General features: G+C 58.1%; 22 protein-coding genes and 1 pseudogene. 9 read left to right on the plus strand and 14 right to left on the minus strand.

Going from position 1 to position 24,395, the window contains the following annotated elements; genetic code table 11:
* Window positions 1-50: 50 nt before the first annotated feature.
* Window positions 51-2,129, plus strand: a complete 2,079-nt coding sequence (recG, locus tag A3220_RS09115) for an ATP-dependent DNA helicase RecG (protein WP_062374492.1) — start codon at window positions 51-53, stop codon at window positions 2,127-2,129.
* Window positions 2,130-2,156: 27 nt separating this feature from the next.
* Here the strand turns inward: recG and yccS are convergent, their stop codons facing one another.
* The 4 genes from yccS to A3220_RS09135 form a co-directional block, all read right to left on the minus strand.
* A complete protein-coding gene (gene yccS, locus A3220_RS09120) occupies window positions 2,157-4,364 on the minus strand; it encodes a YccS family putative transporter (RefSeq protein ID WP_062374493.1) in 2,208 nt (735 codons plus the stop codon).
* 137 nt (window positions 4,365-4,501) lie between these two features.
* Complete coding sequence (locus A3220_RS09125; RefSeq protein WP_062374495.1) at window positions 4,502-4,858, minus strand: hypothetical protein; 357 nt, start codon at window positions 4,856-4,858, stop codon at window positions 4,502-4,504.
* Entirely contained in the window at window positions 4,858-5,130 is a 273-nt protein-coding gene (locus A3220_RS09130; protein WP_018918476.1) for an HU family DNA-binding protein, read from the minus strand. Before A3220_RS09130 ends, A3220_RS09125 begins: the two co-directional genes overlap by 1 nt.
* A gap of 95 nt (window positions 5,131-5,225) precedes the next feature.
* On the minus strand, window positions 5,226-6,422 hold the full coding sequence (locus tag A3220_RS09135) for an FAD-dependent oxidoreductase (protein ID WP_062374509.1): 1,197 nt from the start codon (window positions 6,420-6,422) through the stop codon (window positions 5,226-5,228).
* A gap of 87 nt (window positions 6,423-6,509) precedes the next feature.
* Here A3220_RS09135 and A3220_RS09140 point away from each other — a divergent pair, with 87 nt between their 5' ends.
* From A3220_RS09140 to A3220_RS09165, 6 genes are all read left to right on the plus strand, one after another.
* Complete coding sequence (locus A3220_RS09140; protein ID WP_062374497.1) at window positions 6,510-7,082, plus strand: chorismate lyase; 573 nt, start codon at window positions 6,510-6,512, stop codon at window positions 7,080-7,082.
* Window positions 7,083-7,120: 38 nt separating this feature from the next.
* Window positions 7,121-8,011, plus strand: coding sequence for a 4-hydroxybenzoate octaprenyltransferase (gene ubiA, locus A3220_RS09145; RefSeq protein WP_062374510.1), 891 nt, complete (start codon window positions 7,121-7,123; stop codon window positions 8,009-8,011).
* Window positions 8,012-8,120: 109 nt separating this feature from the next.
* Window positions 8,121-8,810: a phosphate regulon transcriptional regulator PhoB gene (gene phoB / locus A3220_RS09150; protein WP_054640735.1), complete on the plus strand. Its 690-nt coding sequence runs from the start codon at window positions 8,121-8,123 to the stop codon at window positions 8,808-8,810.
* A gap of 2 nt (window positions 8,811-8,812) precedes the next feature.
* Window positions 8,813-10,105: a phosphate regulon sensor histidine kinase PhoR gene (gene phoR, locus A3220_RS09155; RefSeq protein WP_054640736.1), complete on the plus strand. Its 1,293-nt coding sequence runs from the start codon at window positions 8,813-8,815 to the stop codon at window positions 10,103-10,105.
* 319 nt (window positions 10,106-10,424) lie between these two features.
* Entirely contained in the window at window positions 10,425-10,724 is a 300-nt protein-coding gene (locus A3220_RS09160) for a hypothetical protein (protein WP_044629305.1), read from the plus strand.
* A 576-nt stretch (window positions 10,725-11,300) separates the two neighbouring features.
* A complete protein-coding gene (locus A3220_RS09165) occupies window positions 11,301-11,627 on the plus strand; it encodes a hypothetical protein (protein ID WP_044629306.1) in 327 nt (108 codons plus the stop codon).
* A 64-nt stretch (window positions 11,628-11,691) separates the two neighbouring features.
* Here A3220_RS09165 and cysZ read toward each other — a convergent pair whose 3' ends face one another.
* The 6 genes from cysZ to A3220_RS09195 all read right to left on the minus strand — a co-directional run bounded on the left by cysZ (window position 11,692) and on the right by A3220_RS09195 (window position 17,587).
* On the minus strand, window positions 11,692-12,426 hold the full coding sequence (cysZ, locus tag A3220_RS09170; RefSeq protein WP_062374498.1) for a sulfate transporter CysZ: 735 nt from the start codon (window positions 12,424-12,426) through the stop codon (window positions 11,692-11,694).
* A 70-nt stretch (window positions 12,427-12,496) separates the two neighbouring features.
* Window positions 12,497-13,222: a phosphate signaling complex protein PhoU gene (phoU, locus tag A3220_RS09175; protein WP_044629308.1), complete on the minus strand. Its 726-nt coding sequence runs from the start codon at window positions 13,220-13,222 to the stop codon at window positions 12,497-12,499.
* 30 nt (window positions 13,223-13,252) lie between these two features.
* The gene (pstB, locus tag A3220_RS09180; RefSeq protein WP_054644914.1) at window positions 13,253-14,065 is read right to left on the minus strand and encodes a phosphate ABC transporter ATP-binding protein PstB; all 813 of its coding nucleotides are present in this window, start codon (window positions 14,063-14,065) and stop codon (window positions 13,253-13,255) included.
* Window positions 14,059-15,471 (minus strand): phosphate ABC transporter permease PstA, encoded by a 1,413-nt coding sequence (pstA, locus tag A3220_RS09185; protein WP_062374500.1) that lies wholly within the window; start codon window positions 15,469-15,471, stop codon window positions 14,059-14,061. Before pstA ends, pstB begins: the two co-directional genes overlap by 7 nt.
* Window positions 15,471-16,589 carry an ABC transporter permease subunit gene (locus A3220_RS09190; RefSeq protein ID WP_044629311.1) on the minus strand — a complete coding sequence of 373 codons (1,119 nt, stop codon included), beginning with the start codon at window positions 16,587-16,589 and terminating at the stop codon, window positions 15,471-15,473. Before A3220_RS09190 ends, pstA begins: the two co-directional genes overlap by 1 nt.
* Before the next feature lie 95 nt (window positions 16,590-16,684).
* A complete protein-coding gene (locus A3220_RS09195; RefSeq protein WP_232068302.1) occupies window positions 16,685-17,587 on the minus strand; it encodes a PstS family phosphate ABC transporter substrate-binding protein in 903 nt (300 codons plus the stop codon).
* Between the two features lie 172 nt (window positions 17,588-17,759).
* Here A3220_RS09195 and A3220_RS09200 point away from each other — a divergent pair, with 172 nt between their 5' ends.
* The gene (locus tag A3220_RS09200; protein ID WP_058577681.1) at window positions 17,760-18,173 is read left to right on the plus strand and encodes an acyl-CoA thioesterase; all 414 of its coding nucleotides are present in this window, start codon (window positions 17,760-17,762) and stop codon (window positions 18,171-18,173) included.
* Window positions 18,174-18,264: 91 nt separating this feature from the next.
* Here A3220_RS09200 and A3220_RS09205 read toward each other — a convergent pair whose 3' ends face one another.
* The 3 genes from A3220_RS09205 to hexR all read right to left on the minus strand — a co-directional run bounded on the left by A3220_RS09205 (window position 18,265) and on the right by hexR (window position 22,642).
* Window positions 18,265-19,353: a TRAP transporter substrate-binding protein gene (locus tag A3220_RS09205; RefSeq protein ID WP_062374504.1), complete on the minus strand. Its 1,089-nt coding sequence runs from the start codon at window positions 19,351-19,353 to the stop codon at window positions 18,265-18,267.
* Window positions 19,354-19,497: 144 nt separating this feature from the next.
* Entirely contained in the window at window positions 19,498-21,696 is a 2,199-nt protein-coding gene (uvrD, locus tag A3220_RS09210; RefSeq protein WP_062374505.1) for a DNA helicase II, read from the minus strand.
* Window positions 21,697-21,787: 91 nt separating this feature from the next.
* Window positions 21,788-22,642: a transcriptional regulator HexR gene (gene hexR / locus A3220_RS09215; RefSeq protein ID WP_044629315.1), complete on the minus strand. Its 855-nt coding sequence runs from the start codon at window positions 22,640-22,642 to the stop codon at window positions 21,788-21,790.
* A gap of 254 nt (window positions 22,643-22,896) precedes the next feature.
* On the opposite strand from hexR, the gene A3220_RS09220 reads away from it, so the two are divergent.
* Entirely contained in the window at window positions 22,897-23,115 is a 219-nt protein-coding gene (locus tag A3220_RS09220; RefSeq protein WP_062374507.1) for a PA3496 family putative envelope integrity protein, read from the plus strand.
* A gap of 48 nt (window positions 23,116-23,163) precedes the next feature.
* Here the strand turns inward: A3220_RS09220 and A3220_RS09225 are convergent.
* A pseudogene (locus A3220_RS09225) lies at window positions 23,164-24,393 on the minus strand (sodium-dependent transporter).
* Between the last annotated feature and the right edge of the window lie 2 nt (window positions 24,394-24,395).

Raw genomic sequence — 24,395 nt, forward strand, 5'->3', positions numbered from 1 at the left:
AAGGCGATTAGCCAGTGCCAGCAGCCGGTGCATAAGAAGAATGCTCCCTCATGAGTGAGCTGTCTGCACCGGTCACGGCGCTGAAGGGCGTGGGGGAAGCGCTGGCGATTAAGCTCGCCCGGCTCGGCGTGGAACGCATCAGCGACCTGTTGTTCCACTTGCCGCTGCGTTACCAGGACCGTACGCGACTCACCCCCATTGGCCTGCTGCGGGCGGGCCATGAAGCGGTAGTAGAGGGCGAAGTCACCGCCAGCGATATCGTTAAGGGGCGGCGGCGCAGCCTGCTGATTCGCCTTCGCGACGGTAGCGGCATTTTAAGCCTGCGCTTTTTTCACTTCTCGCCAGCCCAACAGCAGCAGCTTCGCCCCGGCGTGACCGTTCGGGCGTTTGGCGAAGCGCGGGCGGGCGCCACGGGGCTGGAGATTTATCATCCCGAGTATCGGCTTAGCGGCGGTAGCGAAACGCCGGTCGAGGAGTACTACACGCCGATTTACCCCACCACCGAGGGGCTTCACCAAACCCGCCTGCGAGCGCTGACCCAGCAAGCGTTGCGCCTGCTAGAGCAAGCCCCCGAAACGCTGCCCGATGTGATTCCCGATGCGCTGCGCCAGCGCTTCCAGCTGCCGGGGCTGCACGCCAGCTTGCAGTTACTGCACCAGCCGCCGCCGGATGTGGATTTAGAGCAGCTTGCCCACGGCCTTCATCCCGCCACGCGGCGGCTCGCCTTGGAAGAGCTGCTGGCCCATCAGCTTAGCCTGCGGGAAGTGCGCCTGCGTATTCAGGCAGACGGCGCGCCAGAGCTGCCTTCCGGGCGCAGCCTGCAAACGCGCTTTCTGGCGCAGCTACCGTTTGCGCTCACCGGTGCCCAGCGCCGGGTGCTGGAAGAGATCGCCCTCGACCTAGCACGCCCTGCACCCATGCTGCGGCTGGTGCAGGGGGATGTGGGCTCCGGCAAAACCGTGGTGGCCGCCATGGCGGCGCTATCGGCGCTGGCGGGCAATTGCCAAGCGGCCATGATGGCACCGACGGAAATCCTCGCTGAGCAGCACTATCGTTCGTTCAAGGCATGGTTTGAGCCGCTGGGCATCGAAGTCGCGTGGCTGGCGGGCAAGCTGAAGGGCAAGGCTCGGTTGGATGCCAAAGCCGCCATTGCCGACGGCCGGGCTCGCATGGTGGTGGGCACCCACGCGCTGTTTCAAGGTGATGTGCACTTCCAGTGCCTGGGGCTGGCGATTATCGATGAGCAGCACCGCTTTGGCGTTCACCAACGCCTCGCCCTGCGTGAAAAGGGCGAAGCGGGTGGGTTAACCCCCCATCAGCTGATCATGACCGCCACGCCGATTCCCCGCACGCTGGCCATGAGCGCCTACGCGGATCTGGATGTGTCGGTGATCGACGAGCTGCCGCCAGGGCGCACGCCGGTGAAAACCGTGGTGGTGTCGGACGAGCGTCGCCCCGAGGTGGTCGAGCGCATCCGCAACGCCTGCAGTGACGGTCGCCAAGCGTATTGGGTGTGCACGCTGATTGAGGAATCCGAGGTGCTCCAATGTCAGGCCGCCGAGGTAACGCGTGATGAGCTGACCCAAGCGCTGCCGGAATTAGCCGTTGGGCTGATTCATGGGCGCATGAAAGCTGCGGAAAAGGCCGAGGTAATGGATGCCTTCAAGACCGGCGAGCTAGATCTACTGGTGGCCACCACGGTGATTGAGGTGGGCGTAGATGTGCCTAACGCCAGCCTGATGATCATCGAAAACCCTGAACGCTTGGGGCTGTCGCAACTTCACCAGCTGCGCGGTCGGGTAGGACGCGGCAGCACCGAAAGCTTCTGCGTGCTGCTTTATCACCCGCCGCTCTCCAAAAGCTCCCGGGAACGGCTCGGCGTGATGCGGGAAACCACCGACGGCTTCCGCATTGCCGAAAAAGACCTGGAGATTCGAGGCCCTGGCGAGGTGTTGGGCACTCGCCAAACCGGCCTTGCTCAAATGAAGATTGCCGATCTAGAGCGCGATGCCGATCAGCTAGAGCGGGTGACCGCCCTGGCCCAGGCGTTGCAGGGCAACGCCGAGGTGACGGCCGTGTTGGTGCGCCGCTGGCTGGGTGAAGCGGCAGGCCGCTATGGGCAGGTGTAGCGGCAGGGCGTGGGTATGCGCGCGGTGCTAAGCCGCTGCGTTAGGTTCGTGGAGCTTTTCGGCGCTGGGGCTTGTTAAGCGGTTGGCGGCATCGCTCAGCGGGCCAAGCTGGCTGGCAATTAGGCGCAGCTGGCTTTGGATGGGGCGATAGAGCGTGACGGCCTTCTCTTCCGCTGTGCCGCTTTGCTCCTCTAACTGACTCAGCAGCTCGTTGGCAGGCGCGGTCAGCGGCTCCACGGGTAGGCGTTTATCCAGCTGCTCGGCCAGTTGCTCTAACAGGGCGCTAATTCGCTTGGCAAGCGGCACAAAAGCGGCATCGTCCTCATCTTCTGCCAGCCGATGGCGGTGGGCACCCAGCGCGGAGAGGTGGCTTAACAGCGTGTTGGAAAGCACCAAAAAGCGCAGCCCGTTATCAGCATCCTGCTTACGATAGTGCCCCGGCTCGTGGAGCATGTTGGTAAGCAGGGTCGAGAGCGCCGCATCCGCGTTGTGCGCATTGCGCCGCGCCAAGCGGTAAGCTAGGTCGTCCTGCTTGCCCTCTTCGTACTGGTGGACGATTTCGTCCAAGTAGCGGCGGTGGTTGGTCAGCACCTTGGCGGCCTCACGGTAGAGGCGGCGGCTCTGCCAATCCGGCAGAATGAAAAATACCGCCAGTCCCGCAATCAGCGAGCCGATCAACGTATCAAACAGCCGCGGCCAGATCAGGTCGAAGCCATCCCCCACCTGATTGAAACTGCACAGCACCAGCAGGGTGATCGAGGCCGTGGCGATCACGTAATGCTTTTCACGATTGGCAAAGAACGATACGCCCGCCGCCACGGCAATCATGCTCTGGATAAGTGGCTGGGGGAACAGGCTGATAGACGCCCAGCCTGCAATCAGCCCAAGCACCGTGCCCAGAATCCGCTGGGAGAGAAAGCGCCGGGTGGTGGCGAAGTTAGGTCGACATACGAACAGCGTGGTCAGCAAAATCCAGAACCCTTGCTGGGGGTCGAGCCACTGCAGCAGCCCATAGCCCGCCACTAGCGCGGTGGTTAGGCGCACCGCGTGGCGAAAGGTGGGCGAACCCAGCGTAAAGTTCAGCCGCACCCGTTTCCAGGCTTCCAGCAGGCTAGAGGGCGAGCGGTCATAAAGCGCGCTGTCCCGGCGTTCGCTGCCGGTGTCCGGGTTGTGGACGCTGGCAATCTGAGCTTCTAGCGTGGAGAGGTTGTCCGCTAACGCATTCAGCGGGCGTATCAGTGGCCGCCATTCGGGCTTTCCGCGCTCGCTCAGATTATCGATCGAGGCGCGCAGGTCGGCCAGCGCCTGCTCGCTCTGCTCGTGGCTGAAAGGGCGGTTGAGCAGCAGCGACTTGGCTAGCTGGCGGCAGGCGCGGCCCTGCTGGTCCAGCAGCCGCTGGCAGCGAAACAGTACGTCGTGATGAAAAAAGGCGTCAGTAAGTGCGCTGTAAGGGTAGTGGGTGGAGCTTGCCCGCTCGTGGATATCCTGGGCGATAAAGTAAATTTGCAGGTAGCGGTTGAGCTTACGGCTGCCGCGCTGGCCTTCCAGGCGGCGAAAGATCATCTCTTTTGCTTGGTTAAGAGCATCCACTACCTTGCCGTTCTGGCGAGCGAGCGCCACGCGGCGGGCCTCTACATCAACGCCCCGTACCGGCTCAAACAGCGCCGATTTCAAAATCAAGAACTCACCTAGGGCTTTGTAGACCCGTGCCATGCTCTGTTTCACCGGCTGGCGAGAGAACAATGCACACCACACTACGGAAATTGCGCCGTACCAGGCGGCACCGGCCAACAGTAGCAGCTGGCGGGCGGCGACGTCTTCATCCACGCCGCCATGCTGCTCGATATTGATCATGGAGTAGATCGAAAGAATCAGCGTGCCGGAGGCAATGGTCGCGTAACGCTGGCCAATCGCTCCCAACATAATCAGCGTGAAGGTGGATACCGCCAAGCCCGCTGCAAATAGCCACGGCCACGGAAACAGCCACTGCACCACGAACGACGCCGAGGCAAAGCAGAGCAGCGTGACCACCAACGCCTGCAAACGCCCTTGCCAGCTATCGTCGGTCTCTGAGAGAGCGCTGGCAATAATGCCCAGAAACAGCGGAATCACCAGCGCCACATCCCCCGCCAGCCCGCTAAACAGCAGCGCCCCGCTGAAGGCGATAAACACCCGCAGGCTGTAGGCGAACTTATCTAGGGTCCAAAGGCGGCGCAGGGAAAGGGAGAGGGGCATAGAGGCTCTTGTGAGTTTGCTGTTGTTAGACTTTAGTATAAATAGTATGCCGGTACGTGGCTATGGTGTGCCGTTAACGAAAAACCCCGCAGCGTTTGGCTGCGGGGAGCAGGTTGCCTGCGGCTGGGCGTATGGCGCTACAAATACTTCAACAATTTTTGCAGCTTGTTCATATCGGAGGAGTCGCCGACGAGGCGGACGTCTCCTGCCACCATGCCGTCCAGAAACGCCTGCTGGGTAGGCTTCTTGAGAATGCGCAGCGCCGCGTCTTGGTCGCGAAAGCGCAGCTCAAGGTCTAGATCGACGGGCAACCCCTTGCCGGTGGAGATGCCGTTAGGCGCCATCCGGTAGTAGCGGGCGGTGCTTAAGTCTTCCGTAGCGACACCCCAGTCGAGGCCGCGCATGCGTTCAAGCTGCTCACGAAAGCGCGGCTTGCGGCGCAGGGCTCGCTTGAGCATAAAGCCCAGTAGCCACAGCGTCAGCGAAAGCTTCATTAGGAAACGGCGTCCTTGAGCGCTTTGCCTGGCTTAAACGCGACGTTTTTGCTGGCCGGGATCTGCAGTGGAGCGCCGGTTTGCGGGTTTTTACCGGTACGGGCAGCGCGCTCGCGAACGGTAAACGTACCAAAACCGATCAGCGCTACATCTTCACCTTTGGCAACGCTGTTGGTGATTTCGTCCAGGATGACATTGAGGACTTGGCCAGCTTTGTCTTTGGAAAGGTCAGCACTTTCAGCGATGGCTGCAGCGAGTTCAGGTTTGCGCATAAAGGAATCTCCCTTGTGGAAAACAAACATCAATGTTGTTGGTAGCCTACCCAGCAGGCAGCGCTTCTTTAGCCTAGTCGTGAATGCGGCGAAAATCAGCCTAGCAGGCCTGGGGCAGCTCTGGAAAGCTCCACTTTCCTTCTCACGCAGCCGCCTGTCAACGCAAAACCAATCAAATGTCCGTCTTTATTTTCCGCTAACGCGGTGAAATCATTGCCGTCGCCCTCAATCCGCCAGCGCTCTGGGGGCTGAGTGGGTGGGTAGGCCACCACGGGTAGCAGCGGGGTTTTCACCACGACTGGCCAAGCGCCGAAGCTAACAGACGTTGGGGTGCCGCCAAGGGTAGCTGCCAGGGCTTTGACGCTTGCTTGCAGCGGCTGCACATACATGGCGTTCACCCCATCAATACACGCGGCATCACCCAACGCATAAATATGCGGCTGGTTGGTGCGTAGCTGCCGGTCAACCTGAATGCCGCTGGGGCTGACGCTCAGCCCTGCCGCTTCAGCAAGCTGCGTGCGAGGTGCCAAACCGGTCGCGAATAGGATGATATCTACCGTATGGCGCTCGCCATTGTCGAGTTGCAGCGTCAAAGCGTTGTCTGCATCTTGGGATAATGTCTCTAAGGTGCGTCCAAGCGCTAAACGAATACCAGCCTCTTGAAACGTATCGGCCAGTGCGCTACCCAGCCGCTCAGGGAGTAGGCGCGGCAAAGGGGCGCTCTCTGGTGCAATCACAGTGACTTGGTGTCCACCTGCGTGTAGGTCGTTGGCGAATTCACAGCCGACTAATCCGGCGCCAATAATCGCGATGCGAGTAGGCTGGTTGAGTGCTCCGTGTAGGCGGCGGTAGTCATCCAAGTCGTTGACGGTAAAACAGCGCTCGGCCAGCTCGCTCGGTATGCGAAACGGCGTGCGAGGGGCCGCGCCGGTGGCGAGCACTAGCTCATCGTAGCCAAGCGTTGCTCCGCTGCTGAGTTGCAGTACGTGGTTATCCACATCCAGTTGCGTGACGAGGGTGTGGGTAACGATCTGTGCGTTTAATTCATCGGCGAGCGCTTCAGCGCTGCGCTGGGCGAGCTTGTCAGGGCTCAAGCGCTTGGCGAAGCCTGTCGACAGCAGCGGTTTGCTGTAATCATCACCGCTGTCAGCGCTGACCAGCGTGATTGTGCGCGTATCCCCTTGGCGTCGCAGCGCGCGAGCGAGGCCAACGCCTGCCATGCCGGTGCCCACAATCACCAGCGCGGCGTGGTGGTGAGGTGTTCTGGAAGATGTCGTGTGTGAGTCGGGCATACCGTCACCAAACGTCGGTGGAACAAAAGCCTGTAAAGCCACCATGTTACACTAGCCCGCTCTGAATTGACCGCCTTGGAGGCCTAGGTGACCGCCCCTGTGTTATCCACTCCTGCGTTTTCGCTCTTCCCTCAGTGGCTGCCCGTGGCAGCCGCTCAGCCAGCCATGAGTGCGCCTTGGTGGCAGTGGGTAGCGTCCACGGATTCCTTAACCGCGCGCCTCATGGCAGCAGGCGAGCCGGGAACATTTCGGGTGCGCTTGCTGCGCCAAACCATTGGCCTGCCCCAGCGCGATGAAGCCTTGGCCCTAGGCATCGCGCCTCGCCGTTACGCGTGGCTGCGCGAGGTGGCGCTGTGTGTTGATGAAACGCCGTGGGTGGTAGCGCGTTCGGTGGCCCCGCTTCACCAGCTACAGGGAAAAGGTTTGGGGAAGTTGGGCGAGCGCTCGTTAGGCAGCTGGCTATTTCAGCAGCCCGACTTGGTACGCGGGCCGCTTGAAGCCACGGTGACGCCGCCACGTTTTACCCACCAGCAGCCGGGGCTATCGGCCAATAGCTTATGGGGGCGGCGCTCTGTCTTTGAACATGGTGGGCTTTCGTTACTGGTTCAGGAGTATTTTTTATCTACCATGGCGGATGCGCTGGGCCTTCCGTCGCGCTAGGCTAACGCAGCAGCTTTTTTGACGAGGTAAGCATGAGCATGGACCGTTCTCTGTTGCGCCCGACCGGGTGGGCCCGTTTGGCAGATTTCTTACAGTTAATGCGCTTGGACCGACCCATTGGCACTTGGCTGCTGATGTGGCCAACGCTGTGGGCGCTGTGGGTCGCGTCAGAGGGCGTGCCAGGCCGCGATGTACTGCTGATTTTTATTGCCGGGGTATATGTGATGCGCGCCGCAGGCTGCGTGGTGAACGACTACGCCGACCGCCACTTCGATGGCCATGTAAAGCGTACCAAGCAGCGGCCACTGGCCACCGGTCGGATCAGCGAAACCGAAGCGCAGCTGCTATTTGTGGCGCTGGTGGCCGCCGCCTTTATTTTAGTGCTGCTGACCAACTGGTTTACCGTGCTGCTCTCGCTTGGGGGTGTGCTGCTGGCATTTATTTATCCGTTTATGAAACGCTACACACACTTTCCCCAGGTGGTGCTCGGGGCGGCTTTCTCCTGGGCGATCCCAATGGCGTTTGGCGCGGTACTGGGGCATGTGCCGCTGGAAGGCTGGCTGCTATTTAGCGCTAACCTGCTGTGGACGGTGGCTTACGATACCCAATACGCCATGGTGGATCGTGACGATGATCTGAAAATCGGCATTAAATCCACCGCGGTGCTGTTTGGCAGCGCCGACCGTTTCATCATTGGCCTGCTGCAGCTTGCTACGCTGGCGTTGCTTACCTGGGTGGGGTTGCGGGTTGGGTTAGGCGGTTTTTTCTGGCTGGGCTTGGTAGGCATGGCAGCGACGTTTGCTCATCAGCAGCGGTTAATTTTTCACTGTGACCGCGACCGCTGCTTCCAGGCGTTTCTGAATAACCACTGGTCAGGGCTCTTGGTATTTGCCGGAATTGTTCTGAGCTGGTGGCCTGCAGCTGGCTAATTATGCTGGGTGTCATAGAATTGTCATTAAGTCATGGTGTCATCGTCACAGACATGTCATTGAACTGTTTTGTATAAACGAGTTTTCATAGAACACCGTGAGGCCCTGGATGACCGCCAAGACCGTACTGATTGTCGATGACGAGGCACCCATTCGCGAGATGATCGCTGTGGCGCTGGAAATGGCTGACTATCGCGTGCTTGAAGCGGACAACGCCCAGGATGCCCATGCGATGGTCGTTGACCACCAGCCCGACCTGCTGCTGCTGGACTGGATGATGCCGGGCACCAGCGGCATCGAGCTGGCCCGTCGTCTCAAGCGCGAAGAGGCCACCGCTGAGCTGCCAATTATTATGCTGACCGCCAAAGGCGAAGAGGATAATAAAATTCAGGGCCTGGAGGCGGGGGCGGATGACTACATCACCAAGCCGTTTTCCCCCCGCGAGTTGGTGGCTCGTCTTAAAGCCGTGCTGCGCCGGGCGACCCCGCGCGGTGTGGAAGACCCCATCGAAATCAATGGATTGCTACTGGACCCAGTGAGCCATCGCGTCAGCGCCCATGGCAAAGCGCTGGAGATGGGCCCTACCGAGTACCGCTTACTGCAATTCTTTATGACTCACCAAGAGCGCGCCTATACCCGTAGCCAGCTACTTGATCAGGTGTGGGGCGGCAATGTGTATGTAGAAGAGCGCACGGTGGATGTGCATATTCGCCGGTTGCGCAAAGCGCTAGGTGAAGCGCATCAGAATCTGATTCAAACAGTGCGGGGCACTGGGTATCGTTTCTCTGCTCGGGTGTAATCGTGCGTCTGTGGAGCCGTGAACTGTGGCGAATTATCTGGCTGGCTTTCCTAGGGATGTGCCTGGGATGGCTGCTAGGTTACCCCGGTTTCGGGTTAGCCGCGGGTCTAACGCTCTGTTTGGTGTATCAACTCCGCCAGCTTAGGGCGCTGTTCAAGTGGCTAACGCTCAACCCGCACGATGAGCCTCCTGCGGCAACTGGCATGTGGGGCGAGCTATTCGATCGCCTTTACCGTTACCAAAAAAGCCAGCGCATTACCCAAAGCCGGCTGCGAGCAACCCTCGCGCGTATTCAAGAATCCTCGGAAGCGATGCGTGATAGCGTCGTGATGCTGGATCGCCACGGTGATTTAGAGTGGTGGAACAGTGCCGCCACCGACATGCTAGGCCTGCAAACCGCCCATGACCGCGGTCAGCACATTACTAATCTGCTGCGCGACCCGCGTTTCATCAGCTACTTTAATGCCCGTGAGTACAGCGAGCCGCTCACGCTCACCTCGCCCATTGATGAGCGTCGCATTCTGCAGTATCAAATCACGCTCTATGGTGATGACGAGCGCTTGGTTATGGCGCGGGATATTACCCGCTTGCATCGCCTAGAGCAGATGCGCCGCGACTTCGTCGCTAACGTTTCCCATGAGCTGCGCACCCCACTCACCGTTCTTTCCGGCTATCTGGAAACCTATGGCGATCTTAAAGAGATGCTGCCACCGCGCCTGAGTAAAGGCATTGGTCAGATGGAAGAGCAGACCAAGCGTATGCAGAGCTTGGTGAATGATCTACTGCTTTTGTCACGCCTGGAGATTGACCGAGGCGGCGAAGATCATCAGCCGCTTGAGGTTGGGTCGATGCTTGAGAGCATTCGCCGGGATGCGCTGGCGCTCTCGAACCAGCAGCATAGCGTTCAGGTGGCGTTGGAGTGCGAGGCGCGCCTGGTGGGCAGCGAGCAAGAACTACGCAGCGCCATCTCAAACCTAGCATTCAACGCAGTGCGCTATACGCCGGAGGGAAGTCAAATCACGCTCCGCTGGGTGGCTCTGTCCAATGGCAGTGCCTGCATTGAAGTGGACGACGACGGTGAAGGGATCGATCCGGTGCATATTCCGCGTCTCACCGAACGCTTCTACCGCGTTGATAAGGGCCGCAGTACCGCCACTGGCGGTACTGGTCTTGGCCTTGCCATTGTTAAACACGTTCTACTGCGCCATGATGCACAGCTTCAAGTGGAGTCGTTACCCGGTGAGGGGGCGTTGTTCCGCTGTGTTTTCCCACCCTCCCGTGTCGTTAACAGCTAACACTGTGTCATACCACTCTCCGTCTTGGCTTGCATAACTTATGTATAAGTGTGCCATATTGGCATGCAAGCATGGTCAAACACCGCGCATGTGTCATATGTAGCCAACTAATCATCTACTTAAGCCAGTGCTAGAGGGTTAATCGGCATAGTGGTTGTTTTTATAAGTGTCTGTATATAAATAGATTTTATTTCTATTGAGAGTTTTTGGCATATAGGCTGCTACATACTTGTCAAGGAAGATTACTGCAGGAACTGGTAAGACAAGATGTCACTCTTCCTTAAATAGCGGTATTTCACAGCGATCGAGGAGGCGGAATATGATGTCCAAGGAACTACTCAAGAAAGCTGGTATTTTAGGTGTAGCGTTTGGTCTGGTAGCAAGCCCACTGACATTTGCTCAAGAGCCTGCAGATCCGGCAGACAACATTTCTCCAGATGAGCAGCCGGTCGAAGCTCAGTCTAATGACTCAGCTATGCCGTCTGATCATGACAAGACAGATTTAACCCATGACGAGGGTGATAACGCCAGCGACATGGAACCAAACTCCATGAGTGATGACTCGGATGCTACCTATGACAGCACCGAAGAACTCCCAGAAGAAAATAGTGGTATGTAACGAGTAATATTTCTTTGCAAAGCTGTAAAAAACTCTTACGCTTAAGGAGTGAGCAACTAGAGAGGCAAGGATGTCTCATCGCAAGGATTCTCAATGATTCAAGGAGTGAATCAAAAGCGATCAATACACTGGTCAGGGTAAATTCCAAGGTTGGATCCCCGCAAAAGGATTGGAAGCCAGATGTAAGTATCGTGTAAAAGTAAGAGTTCTCAAGACCCCGCCCTGCGGGGTCTAATTTTTTATGCCTAACACATAAACCCCAGCGAATGGCATGGCTGCCCTCTTGGCGGGGATAATGAAGCGGTTGGGCAGCAAGGCAAGTGAGTCAATTTGCGTCACTTATCCGACGCATGTGCCATTATTATACAGTATATTTGTATGGGTAATGATTTTGCAGCTTTATATTGCGCGCAATTGAAAGTGAATAAGTTTATGTTTTTTAACAGATATTTAATTTATGTGGTATTTTTGGCATTCTGGATGCCTTGACAAGATGTAAAGTTAGCCATTAGTCGTAGTCGCTTAATTGGTTTCCACCCTACGTCGACTGGCTCAATGTTAAAGGAGTAGTAATTTATGTTTTTCAAAGACAAAGAGTTAGCTAAAAAAGCTGCAGTGTTAGGTGTTGCTTTTGGTTTGGTAGCAAGTCCGATGGCATTTGCCCAAACATCCATTGAACTCAACAAAGACCGCTCTGCAGGACACGATGTGATGCAGCCTAACTCGCACAATACGTCAGGCCCGGCTCAGTACTCTGCTAGTGACTTGACCCGTAATGAAGGCGATACGCTGGACTACTCCACTTCAAGCAGCGTCAGCGATTCCAACAGCGTGGCTACCAGTAAAGCTGGCTATGATGCTAGCGAGCTGAACCGTGATGAAGGTGATGATCTTCGTTGGTAAGCGTTGATATTAATTCCACAAAAAACCCCGCTCCGGCGGGGTTTTTTGCGTATGGCTGTGTGTTCTAATGACGTGCGACAACATCTTGGGTGTCACGGTAGTGACCATCCCACATCAGCACCGCCCCCGCTACGGCGCCAGGAATTAAAAACAGATTGGCAAGCGGGATCCAGGTGACCAGCATGATCAGCCCGCCGAAGGTGAGGCTGGGCCACCAGCGGCGCGAAAGACGGCTGCGCATATCGCGAAACGTGACCTTGTTGTTATCCATCGGGTAATCAAGGTAAGTGATGGCCATCACCCAGGCGGAAAACAGTGCCCACAAGATCGGTGCCAACAGATTGAGGCCTGGTATCCAGCTGAGAATAAACAGCGCCGCCATGCGCGGCAGAATATAGCCCAGCTTGACCAGTTCGCGACCCAGTGCATCGATGGCCGTTTTAGCTAGCCCGCGATCATCCAACGGTTCCCGTCCTGTAGCCTGACGCTCGACTTTAGCGGCTAAAAAGCCGTAAAACGGCGCGGCAATCAGATGTGTCACCAGGGTGAAGGTAAAAAAGATCACCACCAAGAGGCTAACGAAGAAGAGCGGCCAGATAAGCCAAGAGAGCCACTCCAACCAGCTGGGGACCATGGTCATGGCACTGTCGAGCCAGCTATCAAAGCGGTTGAGCACCAAGCTTAGCATGCTGGCATACACGATGAGGTTGACCAGGATCGGCAGGAAAATGTAGCGCCGCAGCCCTTTTTGGTACACCAAACGTGTGCCTTGGCTCAGCGCCGTTATTGCATCCACCATGCTTGCTCCTTAAATAAAAAACGCCCAGATGTGTCATCTGGGCGTATTGCAGGAGGAATTACCTGCTAGGTCAAGACTTTTTAAGCACCTTCTGCTCTAAGGTGTCGGGGTCGCTGTGGCGAATATCCAGGCCCTTCACCAGGTAGACCACGTACTCTGCCAGGTTATTGGCGTGGTCGCCCACACGCTCTAGTGCCCGCAGTACCCACATGATGCTGAGGACGGAGCTAATAGAGCGGGAGTCTTCCATCATAAAGGTCATTAGAGAGCGCATGGCGCTGCCGTATTCGTCATCCACCGACTCATCTTCACGCACAACCTGCATGGCAAGTTCGGTATCGAAGCGGGCAAAAGCCGTCAGTGCATCGCGCAGCATTTTACGCACGTGTTCACTGATGTGACGCACTTCGACCAGGCCACGAATGCCGCCGCTGTTTTCACTCAGCAGTAGGGCGTTGCGGGCAATTTTGCTGGCCTCATCGCCAATCCGCTCAAGGTCTGAGGTGGCACGAATAACGGCCAGCACCAGACGAAGGTCCGAGGCGGCCGGCTGGCGACGGGCCAGGACGCGAGTACACTCATCATCAATCTGCAGTTGCAGGTCGTTCACTTGGCGGTCGTTGTCACGCACTTTTTCGGCCAGACGGCTGTCGCCTTCCAACAGGGCGTGAACGGCGTCTTGTACCTGTTTTTCCACCAGACCGCCCATGGCCATCAGGTGGGTTTTCAGCTCTTCCAGCTCCTGGTTGAACTGGCGAGAGATATGCTGGCTGTGGCTATCGCTCGTAATATCCATTGAGCACTCCTGACGTAACGTCGGTTGGGCCTAGGTCATGCGGCCGGTGATGTAGTTTTCAGTGCGTTGTAAACGCGGGTTGGTGAACACTTGATCCGTTGGCCCGTATTCAACGAGTTCACCTTGCTGCAAAAAAGCCGTGTAGTCGGATACCCGTGCGGCTTGCTGCATATTGTGGGTAACCAGTACCAGCGTGAGCTGGGATTTCAGGTTACGAATTAGCTCTTCAATTTTAAGCGTAGAAATAGGGTCGAGCGCCGAGGCAGGCTCATCCAATAGCAATACATCGGGCTGTACGGCCAGCGTGCGGGCAATCACTAAGCGCTGCTGCTGCCCACCGGATAACTGCCACGCAGAACGGTGCAGGCGATCTTTCACCTCATCCCACAGGGCGGCTGAGGTGAGCGCCCACTCGATAATATCGTCGCGTTTGCGCTTAGGCAGGCGCCCCTGCAGGCGCAGCCCAAACGCCACGTTTTCATAGATCGACATCGGAAACGGGTTGGGCGTTTGAAACACCATGCCCACACGGCGTCGCAGCTCGGTAACGTTCATCTGCGGGGCGTGGATGTCCTGACCTTCTAACTGGATTTGCCCATGGTGCGTCACCGACTCATTCAGGTCATGCAGCCGATTAATCGCACGCAGCAAAGTAGATTTGCCACAGCCCGACGGGCCGATGAAAGCGGTGACTCGATGGCGAGGCACGTCAAGCGTTAGGTCGCGCAACGCCGTTTTCCCCGCATAAGCGAGGTGAAACTGGTTGATGCTCAAACAGCAGGTCTCGGCTGAAAATCGAGTTACCGGTGCTTGAGTTGGGTTGGCGGACGATAACGCTAGCATTCGTTCCCTCGTTGACGCCTTAAATAATGACGCAGAAATATGGCAGTTAGATTAAGCACCAGCACAATCAGCACTAACAGCAGAGCGGTGGCAAACACCAGTGGGATAGCGGCTTGGACATCTTCACCGTGAAAAGCGGTATCAAATAAATGATAGCCGAGGTGCATAAACTTGCGCTCTAGATGCAGATAGGGAAATTCGCCATCGACGGGCATTTGCGGGGCCAGTTTTGCCACGCCCACCAGCATCAGCGGGGCGACTTCCCCTGCGGCTCGAGCTACCGCCAAAATCACACCGGTGAGCATCGCGGGGGTGGCCATGGGCAGTACCACGCGGGTCAGCATCTCCAAACGGGTGGCACCCAGCGCCACTGCACCTTCCCGCTGGGCGTCGGGAATACGCGCTAGCCCCTCTTCGGTGGCTACGATGACGACCGGCAGCGTTAGCAGCGCCAGAGTCAACGATGCCCAGAGCAGGCCGCCGGTTCCAAAGGTGGGCGAGGGCAGCGCATCCTCAAAAAACCAGCTGTCGATGGAGCCACCGATGCCGTAAACAAACACTCCTAAGCCAAATACCCCGTATACAATTGAGGGTACCCCTGCGAGATTGCGCACGCCGATGCGCACTAAGCGGGTTAGGCGGTTCTGGTGCGCGATTTCATTCAGATAAATGGCGGCCAGCACGCCAAACGGTGTCACGATGACCGACATCAGGATCACCATCAGCACCGTCCCGAAAATAGCGGGCCAAACGCCGCCACCGGTATTGGCTGCACGCGGGCCTTCGCTGAGGAATTGCCAAATGCGCTCACTCCAGACGACGACTTTCTGCCCCCAGGACATGGCGTTGGGCGCTTGAAAAAGCGTGACGCCCGACAGCGGCTGGGTAATGGTGTGCCCATTGGCGGCGGTCAGTTGGAGTTGTGCGTTAGGGCGCTGGCTGTCGGGCAGTGTCAGGGCTCGAGCGACAAACGCCCAGGCGGCGTCATCCTCAAAATGCTGACCTTCGCTCTCTACGGCCTCCAGGCGGCCAATAAAGTCGCCCCAGGGGGAGCGCTCTAACCGGATGAGGTCGTCGGGCACGGCGACGGTGTCGATATCGTCCAGGGCCACCCAGCGCCAGCTTGCGCCGTCGATATCTCGGTTGCCGGTAAAGTAGAGCCGCTCTATGCCCGCTGTGTTAGGCAGAGGGGTTTCTCGCACCGGCTGGCCGATGACCGTTTCGCCTGAGTGAAGGGTGGCCTCTTCCAGCGCGGCGGGCCAAAAGTGGCCAAGTCCGCGCGTGGCGAGCAGGGTGAGCAGCGTGGCGAGCATCAGCAGCGACAAGGCAACGCTAGCGGCGCACAACCAGGGCCACAGCAGACTACCCATAGCGCTGATACGAGATGGGCGAAATGACCAGCGCATTAGAGTTTACCTCCTAAACGCTGATAGCGCCGCCGCAGACGTTGACGCACCACTTCCGCTAACGTATTGACTAAAAAGGTGAAGATAAACAAGGATAGCGCGGCAAAAATTAGTAGATGGTACGTAAGGCCTCCGGGAGAAGCTTCCGGCAGCTCAATCGCAATAGACGCAGAAAGCGAGCGTAGCCCTTCAAAGGGGCTGGCGCTAAAGAGAGCGGTGTTGCCGCTGGCCATTAACACAATCATGGTTTCGCCCACGGCGCGCCCGGCACCAATCATGACCGCTGAAAAGACCCCTGGCCCTGCTGTGGGGAGCGCCACCTTCCACAGCGCCTGCCAGCGGCTGGCCCCCAGTGCTTGGGCACCCTCCATTAAACTTGCGGGCACATCGGCAAGGGCGTCTTCTGCCAGCGAGTAGATGCTGGGAATCACCGCAAACCCCATGGCAATCCCCACAATTAGCGCGTTGCGAGTGGCGTAGTCCAGCCCGTACTGTTGGTCGAGCAGGCGGCGAAGATCGCCGCCGAACCACGCTTGCTCCATCAGCGGAGATAGCCATAAGGCCAGCGTGACCATGATGGCCAGCCACGGCATCAGCCAGACGCCTGCCCAAGAGAGCGGCAGCCACTGGCGCAGGCGGGCGTTGGCGAGATACCAGAGCCCGCCTGCCAATGCGGCGCTAAGCGGTAGCCAAACGATCACTAGCAAAGTGCTGGCTAAGTGACGCTCTACCCACGGCGCTAGCAGTAGCCCGGCAATAAAGCCCACCACCACGCCGGGGATGGCTTCCATCAGCTCAAGAATAGGTTTTACCCGGCTGCGCAGTCGTGTCGACATAAACAGCGCCGAATACATGGCCGCACCCAGCGCAATAGGCGTGGCAAACAGCATCGCGGCGAGGGCTGCTTTAAGAGTACCCCAGGCAAGCGGTGATAAGGTGCTGAGCGAAAACGCGTCACCAAACGCCAGCAGCGGCAGTGTTTCCCAAATAAGGAACACGCCAATGGCGAGGATAGCCAACAGAACACCAATACCACCGGCGGTGATTAGCCCGGTCGCAATACGGTCGTGGATAAGGCGCAGCGGCTGACGCAAAAAAGGAAGCCGTGGAGGAGTCATGTCGACATCATAAAGAAACGAGTGCCGTAGCAAAAAGTACGTACATGGCCGAAGCTTTATACCCTACGTCATGTTTATGACAGTTAAGTGACAGTTTAGTCGCCAAGCAGTAGAGGTGAGCGCTGGGTCTGAGGCAGAGGCACAAAGCCAGCGGCTTGTACAATTTGTTGCCCTTCATCCGAGAAAATCAGTTCAAGAAACGCCTGCTCGGCGGGCGGCAGTCTCTCACCGGGCGGCAGGTTAACGTAAAGGTAGAGATCCCGCGAGAGCGGGTAGGTATCGTCCTGAATTGTCGCCACGCTGGGGGTAATGGCAGTGCCTTTATCGTTGATCAGCGGTAGCGCGCGTACCATGGGATTTAAGTGGTTATAGCCCGCATAGCCCATGGCGTTGGGAGATTCGCCTACGGCGGCAATCACCGCTGAAGAGCCGGGGTGTTCGCTAATATCGCGGCGAAACTGGCCGTTACATAGCGCCTGTTCCTGAAATAGCCTATGGGTGCCCGAGGCTAAATTTCGGCCGTGCAGGGCAATTTTTCCATAGGGCCACTGATCTGCGGGCAGCAGGTCTTCCCAGCGGCGAATGGGTTGGGGTCCTCCGCAGTCCAGCGATGTGGAAAAGATGGCATCGGCCTGCTTGCGGGTTAGCGATGCCAGCGGGTTATGACGGTGAACCACCAGCAACAAGGCATCCCGAGCGACGCTCAGCTCGTGAGGGGGGTAGCCGTAACGTTCGATAAACTGCTGGCGCTCGCTCTCGGTCATCGGGCGCGACATCGGCCCAAAGCGCGTTGTGCCCGCCACCAAGGCGGTCGGTGCGCTGGCGGAACCACTCGCCTGGAACTGCAGCGTAATATCAGGGTAGCGGTGATGTAACGCTTCCCCCCAGCGTAGCATTAGCCCCGCCATGGTGTCGGAGCCAACCGCCCCTAAAGTGCCCCCAACAGGGCTTGGCTGCCCCCAAGCACAGGCGCAAAAAAATAGCAGCCCGCCTGCCAACCAGAGGCGGTAGTGTTGGTTAAACCTCAAGCGATAGCGCTTCAAACCATTGCCCTTCAAACGTCACCCCTCTTATGATTAACTATCGCCAGCCTGTTGCGATGCAGCAACACGACACTCATCCGTATCACCGAGTAACATCACAACAATAACCTTACAAAGCGACCACCTTATGACACCGCTGGACACCGATTTGGACGATGTACCCGCCCCAAAAGGGCAGCTCACCTTAAAGTTACTGGCTTCTCGACAAGATACCAATCTCTATGGCGATATTCCTGGCGGCTGGCTAGTCAATCAAATGGATCAAGCGGCGGAATTGGCCGCCGGGCGCGAAGCTGGTGGGCGTACTGCCACAGTGGCCATTGAAGCGATGGATTTCCTCAGCCCTGTGCGAGTGGGCTCTATGGTGAGCGTGTATACTCAAGTGCAAGACATTGGCCACAGCTCCATCAAAATTGATGTAGAGGTATGGGTGCGCCCGCCCCACGGCCGCCATATTGAAGAGCGCCAGAAAGTCACCGAAGCACGCTTTGTGATGGTGGCGCTGGACGACAATGGGCGTATTCGCGCCGTACACGGCTAAGCTTTCTGTCACTTGTTCTATCTACAAAGCAGCAAAAAGGGCGCCGAGGCGCCCTTTTGTCATTAGCCGAGTGTCATTAGCCGAGAACAGGTTATGCACCTACGTTGTCGCGGCTCTTCAGGTAAGCGTACTCACCCGCATCGCTAAACGGGCGCACCACTTTCTGGAATGCCGAGTAGGATTCGTAAACGCGGCGAGACTCTTCGTCGCTATCTACCTGACGCTGAATGGCCTCTTTAGACGACTCGTACAGCGCGGCCATCACGTCTTCCGGGAAGGTGCGCAGCTGCACACCGTGCTCTTCCACCAGGGTTTCCAGGGCCTGGGCGTTGCGGTAGGCAAGCTCGCTGATCATCGCTAGGTTAGAAGCGCGTGCCGCTTCGCGGATCACGTCCTGCAGGTCTTCCGGCAGCGCATTCCACGCATCCAGGTTGATGGTGCCTTCAAGGACGGCAGAGGGCTCGTTCCACACTGACGTGTAGTAGTAGTCTGCCACTTGGTGCAGGCCAAAGGCCAGGTCGTTATACGGACCCACCCAGTCAGCGGCGTCTAGCGCACCGGTTTGTAGCGAGGTGAAGATTTCTGAACCGGCCATGTTCACGGTGCTCACACCGATGCCGTTCATGGCTTCACCGGCGAGACCCGGCAGGCGCAGCTTCAGGCCCTGCATATCGTCGAGGGAGTTGATCTCTTTTTTGAACCAGCCCGCCATCTGTGTGCCGGTGTTACCCACGGCAAACGGCTTCAGGTTGTGGTTGGAGTAGATCTCATCCCACAGTTCTTGACCACCGCCGTGGTACAGCCAGGCGTTCATTTCAGTGGTGGTCATGCCAAATGGCACGGCGGTGAAGAACTGGGAAGCCGCGACTTTACCGCGCCAGTAGTAAGACGCGGAGTGACCCATTTCAGCCGTGCCAGCGGCGACGGCATCAAAGACTTCCAGTGCCGGTACCAGCTCGCCTGCACCGTGAACGCGAATGCGCATGCGGCCGTTAGAGAGCTGTTCCACACGACGAGCAAAGTCGTTAGCACCGGTACCCAGGGCGGGGAAGTTTTTCGGCCAGGAGGTGACCATATCCCAGGTGTAGGTTTCGTTAGCGCTGGCGGTAGAAACAAAGGGGGCAGCAGCGACACCGGCGGCACCCAGGCCGGCGGTTTTCAAAAATTGGCGGCGTTGCATGGCGGGCATGACTCCGAAATTATAGGCTGTTTTTTATAAGCGCAGTGAGCGCAGTGTCCGCCCGTCAGTATGCGCTAAGCAGCTTTTATAGGACAAGTGTCTGTCTTCCCTTGCCCTTTTTAGGCTTTAAAACGGCGATAGGTTTTAAAGCGGCGTAAGCTTGGCAAACCCGAGCACGAGCCACTTCACGCCGTTACCGTCGAAGCTTACCTGCACGCGAGCACGGGCACCTTCGCCCTCGGCGTTGAGAATAATCCCCTCACCAAATACCGGGTGCTCGACCCGCTGGCCGACATGCAGCGCAGGTAGCTCGCCGTCGCTCTCGATACTGGTTTGGGCGAAGCTTTGCCGCGATGCGGTTACCGGGCGGGAGATATGGCCCCTTAGGCGCACTTCTTCCAGCAGGTGGGGCGGCAGTTCGCGCAGAAAGCGCGAAGGGCGTGGAAACACCTCTTTGCCGTGCAGGCGTCGGGTTTCTGCGTGGGTCAGGTAGAGCTTCTGCATGGCGCGGGTAACGCCTACATAGCAAAGCCTACGCTCCTCCTCGAGCCGCCCCGGCTCCTCCACCGACATCTTATGCGGGAACAGCCCCTCCTCCACACCGGCGATAAACACCACGGGAAACTCTAGCCCTTTCGCCGAGTGCAGCGTCATCAGCTGCACGCTGTCCTCGAACTCCTCGGCTTCATGGTCGCCTGCGTTGAGGGCGGCTTCCGAAAGGAAGGCTTCCAGCGCGGCCATGCCTTCTCCGGCTTCCGGGGTCTCGAAGGCATCGCCATGGGTAAAGGCCCGGGCCGCGTTGACCAGCTCTTCCAGGTTCTCGACCCGAGCCTGGCCTTTTTCACCGCGCTCGCTTTGATGGTGCTCGATCAGCCCGGTGCGTGCCGTGACGTGGTCGATGATCTCGTGGAGCGGCAGCCCGGACGTGTCGTTGTCCAGCTGTTCGATCAGGTTGGTAAAGGCCTGCACGGCGTTGCCAGCGCGGCCTTTCAAGGTGCCGTCCTGGATTGCATCGTGCAGCGCTTGCCACAGCGATACGCTCTGCTCCCGGGCGTGATGGCGGACGATTTCCACGGTGCGCGTACCGATGCCACGGGTAGGCACGTTGATGACGCGCTCCAGGGAGGCATCGTCATCACGGTTGAGCAGCAAGCGCAGGTAGGCCAGGGCGTTCTTGATTTCCAGCCGCTCATAAAAGCGGTGGCCGCCGTAGATACGATAGGGCATGCCTTGGCGAATCAGTGTCTCTTCCAGCAGGCGCGACTGGGCGTTGGAGCGGTAGAGGATGGCCACGTCCCGGCGGTTGAAGCCTTCGTTGACCTTCTCCTTGATGGTATCGACGATATAGCGGGCTTCCTCGAGGTCGTTGAACCCCGCATACACCGAGATAGGCTCGCCTTCGGCGCCATCGGTCCATAGGTTTTTGCCGAGGCGCTCGCTGTTGTGGCTGATCAGCGTATTGGCCGCTTCCAGAATCGCGCTGGTGGAGCGATAGTTCTGCTCCAGGCGCACGGTATGGGTATTGGGAAACTCTTCTTCGAAGCGGCGAATGTTCTCGACCTTGGCGCCCCGCCAGCCGTAAATGGACTGGTCGTCATCGCCCACGGCGGTCATCGGGGTCTGCTGGCCGGTGAGCAGTTTGAGCCAGGCGTACTGCAGGGTGTTGGTATCCTGAAACTCGTCCACCAGCACATGGCCAAAGCGCTCGCGATAGTGGTTCAGCAGCGGCGGGTTGTCGCGCAACAGCTCCAGGCTGCGCAGCAGCAGCTCACCGAAATCCACCAGCCCGCCTCGCTCGCAGGTGAACTGGTAGCGCTCGTAGAGCTCGACCATCTGGGCGAGGTACGCATCGCCATTGACGTTCACCTGATGGGGTCGCAGGCTCTCTTCCTTGCAACCAGAAATGAACCCCTGCACCTGGCGGGGCGGGAAGCGCTCGTCATCGATCGAGTAATCTTTGAGCAGCCGTTTGATCAGCCGGAGCTGGTCGTCGGAGTCAATGATTTGAAAGTGTTGGGGCAAGCGGGCGTCTTGCCAGTGGGTGCGTAGCAGCCGGTGGGCAATGGAGTGGAAGGTGCCGACCCACACGTGGCGCATGGAAATACCCAGCAGCGCTTCTAAGCGCGTGCGCATTTCCCGTGCCGCTTTGTTGGTAAACGTGACCGCCAGCAGCGCATAAGGAGACAGCCCCTCGGCCTGCATCAGCCAGGCAATGCGGTGAACCAGCACGCGGGTTTTACCGGAGCCCGCGCCCGCCAGTACCAGTAGGTTGCCCTGGGGGGCACTGACGGCCTCTCGCTGGGCGGGGTTGAGCTGATCGAGTATCGCCGTGACGTCGTCCATATAAGCCGCTGCCGGTTCGAAAAATGGGCGGCCAGTTTAGCACAGCCCGCCCACTGGCTGGGTATACAGCGTGCGTCGCGTTAGCCCGCCGTTAGTGGTCGTCTGGGTAACGCAGCGTGGTCAGGCTCTTTTTCACCGCTTTAAGCTGCTCGGCGAGTTTGGGGCCGCGGGTTTTCGCGACACCAACGGCCAGCACGTCGATCAGCACCAAGTGCGCGATGCGCGAGCTGAGCGGCGTGTAAATCTCGGTATCTTCATGCACATCGATAAACAGCGGTAGGCTCACTTCATGGGCCAGCGGCGACTCGCTGGGGCACAGGCCAATCACCGTAGCGCCCGCTTCGCGGGCCAAGCGCACGCTGGCCACCAGCGCCTTGGTGCGCCCGGTTTGTGAAATCGCCACTACCACATCGCCCTCTTGCAGTGTCACTGCCGACATGTTCTGCATGTGAGGGTCGGCGTAGGCGGAGGTCGAGATCTGCAGGCGGAAGAACTTGTGCTGGGCATCGAAGGCCACGGCACCAGAGGCACCAAAGCCGTAAAACTCCACCCGGTTGGCCATGGCCAGCGCATTCACGGCCCGCCCCAGCGCTTCGTTATCGAGCCGATCGCGTACCGACAGCAGTGTGCCGACGGTGGAGTCAAAAATGCTGTGAGAGAACTCCGCCACCGAGTCGCTATCGTTCATCGAGAACTGGGCGAACTGACTACCGCTGGCCAGCATCTGGGCGAGCTGAAGCTTGAAGTCCTGGAAACCGTTGCAGCCAAGGGCGCGGCAGAAGCGCACCACGGTAGGCTCGCTCACCTTCGCCTCGGTGGCAAGGTCCACGATCCGCATATGGATCACTTCATCGGGGTTACGCAGCACGAACCGCGCTACCTTTTGTTCGGAGCGACGGAAATGCTCCATGCGGCGTCTCATTTCATCGAACAGGGCGCGGCTCACGTTCAGCTCCTTAAATTCTCGATCGTGCTTATGCAGCCTAGGTGGCCACAGTATGCCTGAGTGACGCGAAGAGGGCAGCGGTAATCACCCGTAATGGCTGCCGTTTAAAGGGCGTTAACCCCTTTCTTCAAGATTCGTCATCATTTTGTCAAGTAGGTTATAGTAAGAAGTGACGTGCCGCACTGCATCATTTAAAAATCAGTCGTCACGGATGCAGGTGGACGTAGGCAACTTCACCTGGAGGAGCGTCGATTATGAGAAACGTCGAACGAATGACCTCGGTAAAAAGCGAATTGCTCGACATATTCATGAGTATGGAGGTCGATGAGCATGCCCAACGTCGGCGCAGCGCCGCCCAGCGTAGCTTAAGGGCACGCAGAGGGATCGAGCTGCATCGGGAGTTTCAGAAATTGTCGCGGGATATCGCTCCCTTGCCGGACGATGACGAACCGCAAGAGAGCGAATTGCACTAACAACAGCGTGCGATAGACAGCCCCGCCAGCTAGCGGGGCCGTAACGGCTTAGAGTAAGCCTGTGACGAAGACAGCGATGACGCCTGCGGGCGCTACATAGCGCGCGATGATGTTCCATACGTTTACGCCAGTGGCTGACAGCCCAAGCTCAGCCTCGACACTCTTGCGCTCTAAGCACCACGCAGCGAAGAGAATCGCACCCAAGCCGGTAAGCGGCAGCATGATTTTGCTGGTCAGCGTATCCAGTAGGTCGAACACGCCCATACCGAACATGAGCGGCTCGCTCCACACGTTGAAGGAGAGCAGAGCGGCAATACCCAGCGCCCAAGCGCCCACCCCGGCAACAACGGTCGCCATCACGCGAGACAGCGGCGTGCGCTCTTCAATAAACTCAACCACGGGCTCAAGCAGCGAAATGGCCGAGGTCAGCGCTGCGAAAGTGAGTAGCAGGAAGAACATCAAACCCAGCAGAGAGCCACCGTCCATATTGCCAAATGCTAAGGGCAGCGTAACAAAGATCAGCCCAGGGCCTGAGGCTAGGTCAAGGTTGTTCGCAAACACGATGGGGAAGATCGCAAGACCTGCGCCGAGAGCGATCACCGTATCCATAATGATCACTGTGCGGGCGGTTTGGAGTAGGTTGATCTCTTTGCCCAGGTAAGAGCCATACGCCATCATGATGCCCATACCCAGCGACAGGGTGAAAAAGGCGTGCCCTAACGCGGCCAGGACTGTCTCTGCGCTTAGCTTGCTCCAGTCCGGGTTGAACATATATGCCAGCGCTTCACCGAAATGGCCGGTCGACATGCCATAACCGATCAGCACGACCAGCAGTAACGCGAGTACCGGCATCAAGATGCGTACAGCGCCTTCCAGCCCTTTTGTTACACCACGGGCAACAATACCAATCACCAACAGCATAAAGGCAGAGTGGCCAAGCAGGAGCAGCCCGGGGTTGCTGAGCATACCGTTAAACAGCGCCCCGATGCCGTCGCGTCTTGGCCGCTGAAGGTGCCGCTTACGGAGTTAAGGGTGTAGTAGAGCGACCAGCCGCCGATCACGCTATAGAACGACAGGATTAAAAACGCCCCACACTAATACCCACCACGGCCCACATACTGGAYTTATTGGCTTGGCGTGCCAGCTCAGACATCGTGCTTGCTGGATTCTTCTGGCCGCGCCGCCCGATAAGCCACTCAGAAACAAGAATGGCAAGCCAATGAGTCCAATACAAAGCAGATAAACAAATACGAAAGCAGCCCCGCCGCTTTCGCCCACCA

It is taken from the genome of Halomonas sp. KX33721, assembly GCF_001596805.1.
Taxonomy (GTDB): Bacteria; Pseudomonadota; Gammaproteobacteria; order Pseudomonadales; family Halomonadaceae; genus Vreelandella; species Vreelandella aquamarina.

Bases quoted from the DNA above. Each gene is read 5' to 3' on its own strand.
- recG (WP_062374492.1), top strand. From the start codon at position 51: ATGAGTGAGCTGTCTGCACCGGTCACGGCGCTGAAGGGCGTGGGGGAA.
- yccS (WP_062374493.1), bottom strand. From the start codon at position 4,364: ATGCCCCTCTCCCTTTCCCTGCGCCGCCTTTGGACCCTAGATAAGTTC.
- A3220_RS09125 (WP_062374495.1), bottom strand. From the start codon at position 4,858: ATGAAGCTTTCGCTGACGCTGTGGCTACTGGGCTTTATGCTCAAGCGA.
- A3220_RS09130 (WP_018918476.1), bottom strand. From the start codon at position 5,130: ATGCGCAAACCTGAACTCGCTGCAGCCATCGCTGAAAGTGCTGACCTT.
- A3220_RS09135 (WP_062374509.1), bottom strand. From the start codon at position 6,422: ATGCCCGACTCACACACGACATCTTCCAGAACACCTCACCACCACGCC.
- ubiA (WP_062374510.1), top strand. From the start codon at position 7,121: ATGGACCGTTCTCTGTTGCGCCCGACCGGGTGGGCCCGTTTGGCAGAT.
- phoB (WP_054640735.1), top strand. From the start codon at position 8,121: ATGACCGCCAAGACCGTACTGATTGTCGATGACGAGGCACCCATTCGC.
- A3220_RS09160 (WP_044629305.1), top strand. From the start codon at position 10,425: ATGATGTCCAAGGAACTACTCAAGAAAGCTGGTATTTTAGGTGTAGCG.
- A3220_RS09165 (WP_044629306.1), top strand. From the start codon at position 11,301: ATGTTTTTCAAAGACAAAGAGTTAGCTAAAAAAGCTGCAGTGTTAGGT.
- cysZ (WP_062374498.1), bottom strand. From the start codon at position 12,426: ATGGTGGATGCAATAACGGCGCTGAGCCAAGGCACACGTTTGGTGTAC.
- phoU (WP_044629308.1), bottom strand. From the start codon at position 13,222: ATGGATATTACGAGCGATAGCCACAGCCAGCATATCTCTCGCCAGTTC.
- pstB (WP_054644914.1), bottom strand. From the start codon at position 14,065: ATGCTAGCGTTATCGTCCGCCAACCCAACTCAAGCACCGGTAACTCGA.
- pstA (WP_062374500.1), bottom strand. From the start codon at position 15,471: ATGCGCTGGTCATTTCGCCCATCTCGTATCAGCGCTATGGGTAGTCTG.
- A3220_RS09190 (WP_044629311.1), bottom strand. From the start codon at position 16,589: ATGACTCCTCCACGGCTTCCTTTTTTGCGTCAGCCGCTGCGCCTTATC.
- A3220_RS09200 (WP_058577681.1), top strand. From the start codon at position 17,760: ATGACACCGCTGGACACCGATTTGGACGATGTACCCGCCCCAAAAGGG.
- A3220_RS09205 (WP_062374504.1), bottom strand. From the start codon at position 19,353: ATGCAACGCCGCCAATTTTTGAAAACCGCCGGCCTGGGTGCCGCCGGT.
- uvrD (WP_062374505.1), bottom strand. From the start codon at position 21,696: ATGGACGACGTCACGGCGATACTCGATCAGCTCAACCCCGCCCAGCGA.
- A3220_RS09220 (WP_062374507.1), top strand. From the start codon at position 22,897: ATGAGAAACGTCGAACGAATGACCTCGGTAAAAAGCGAATTGCTCGAC.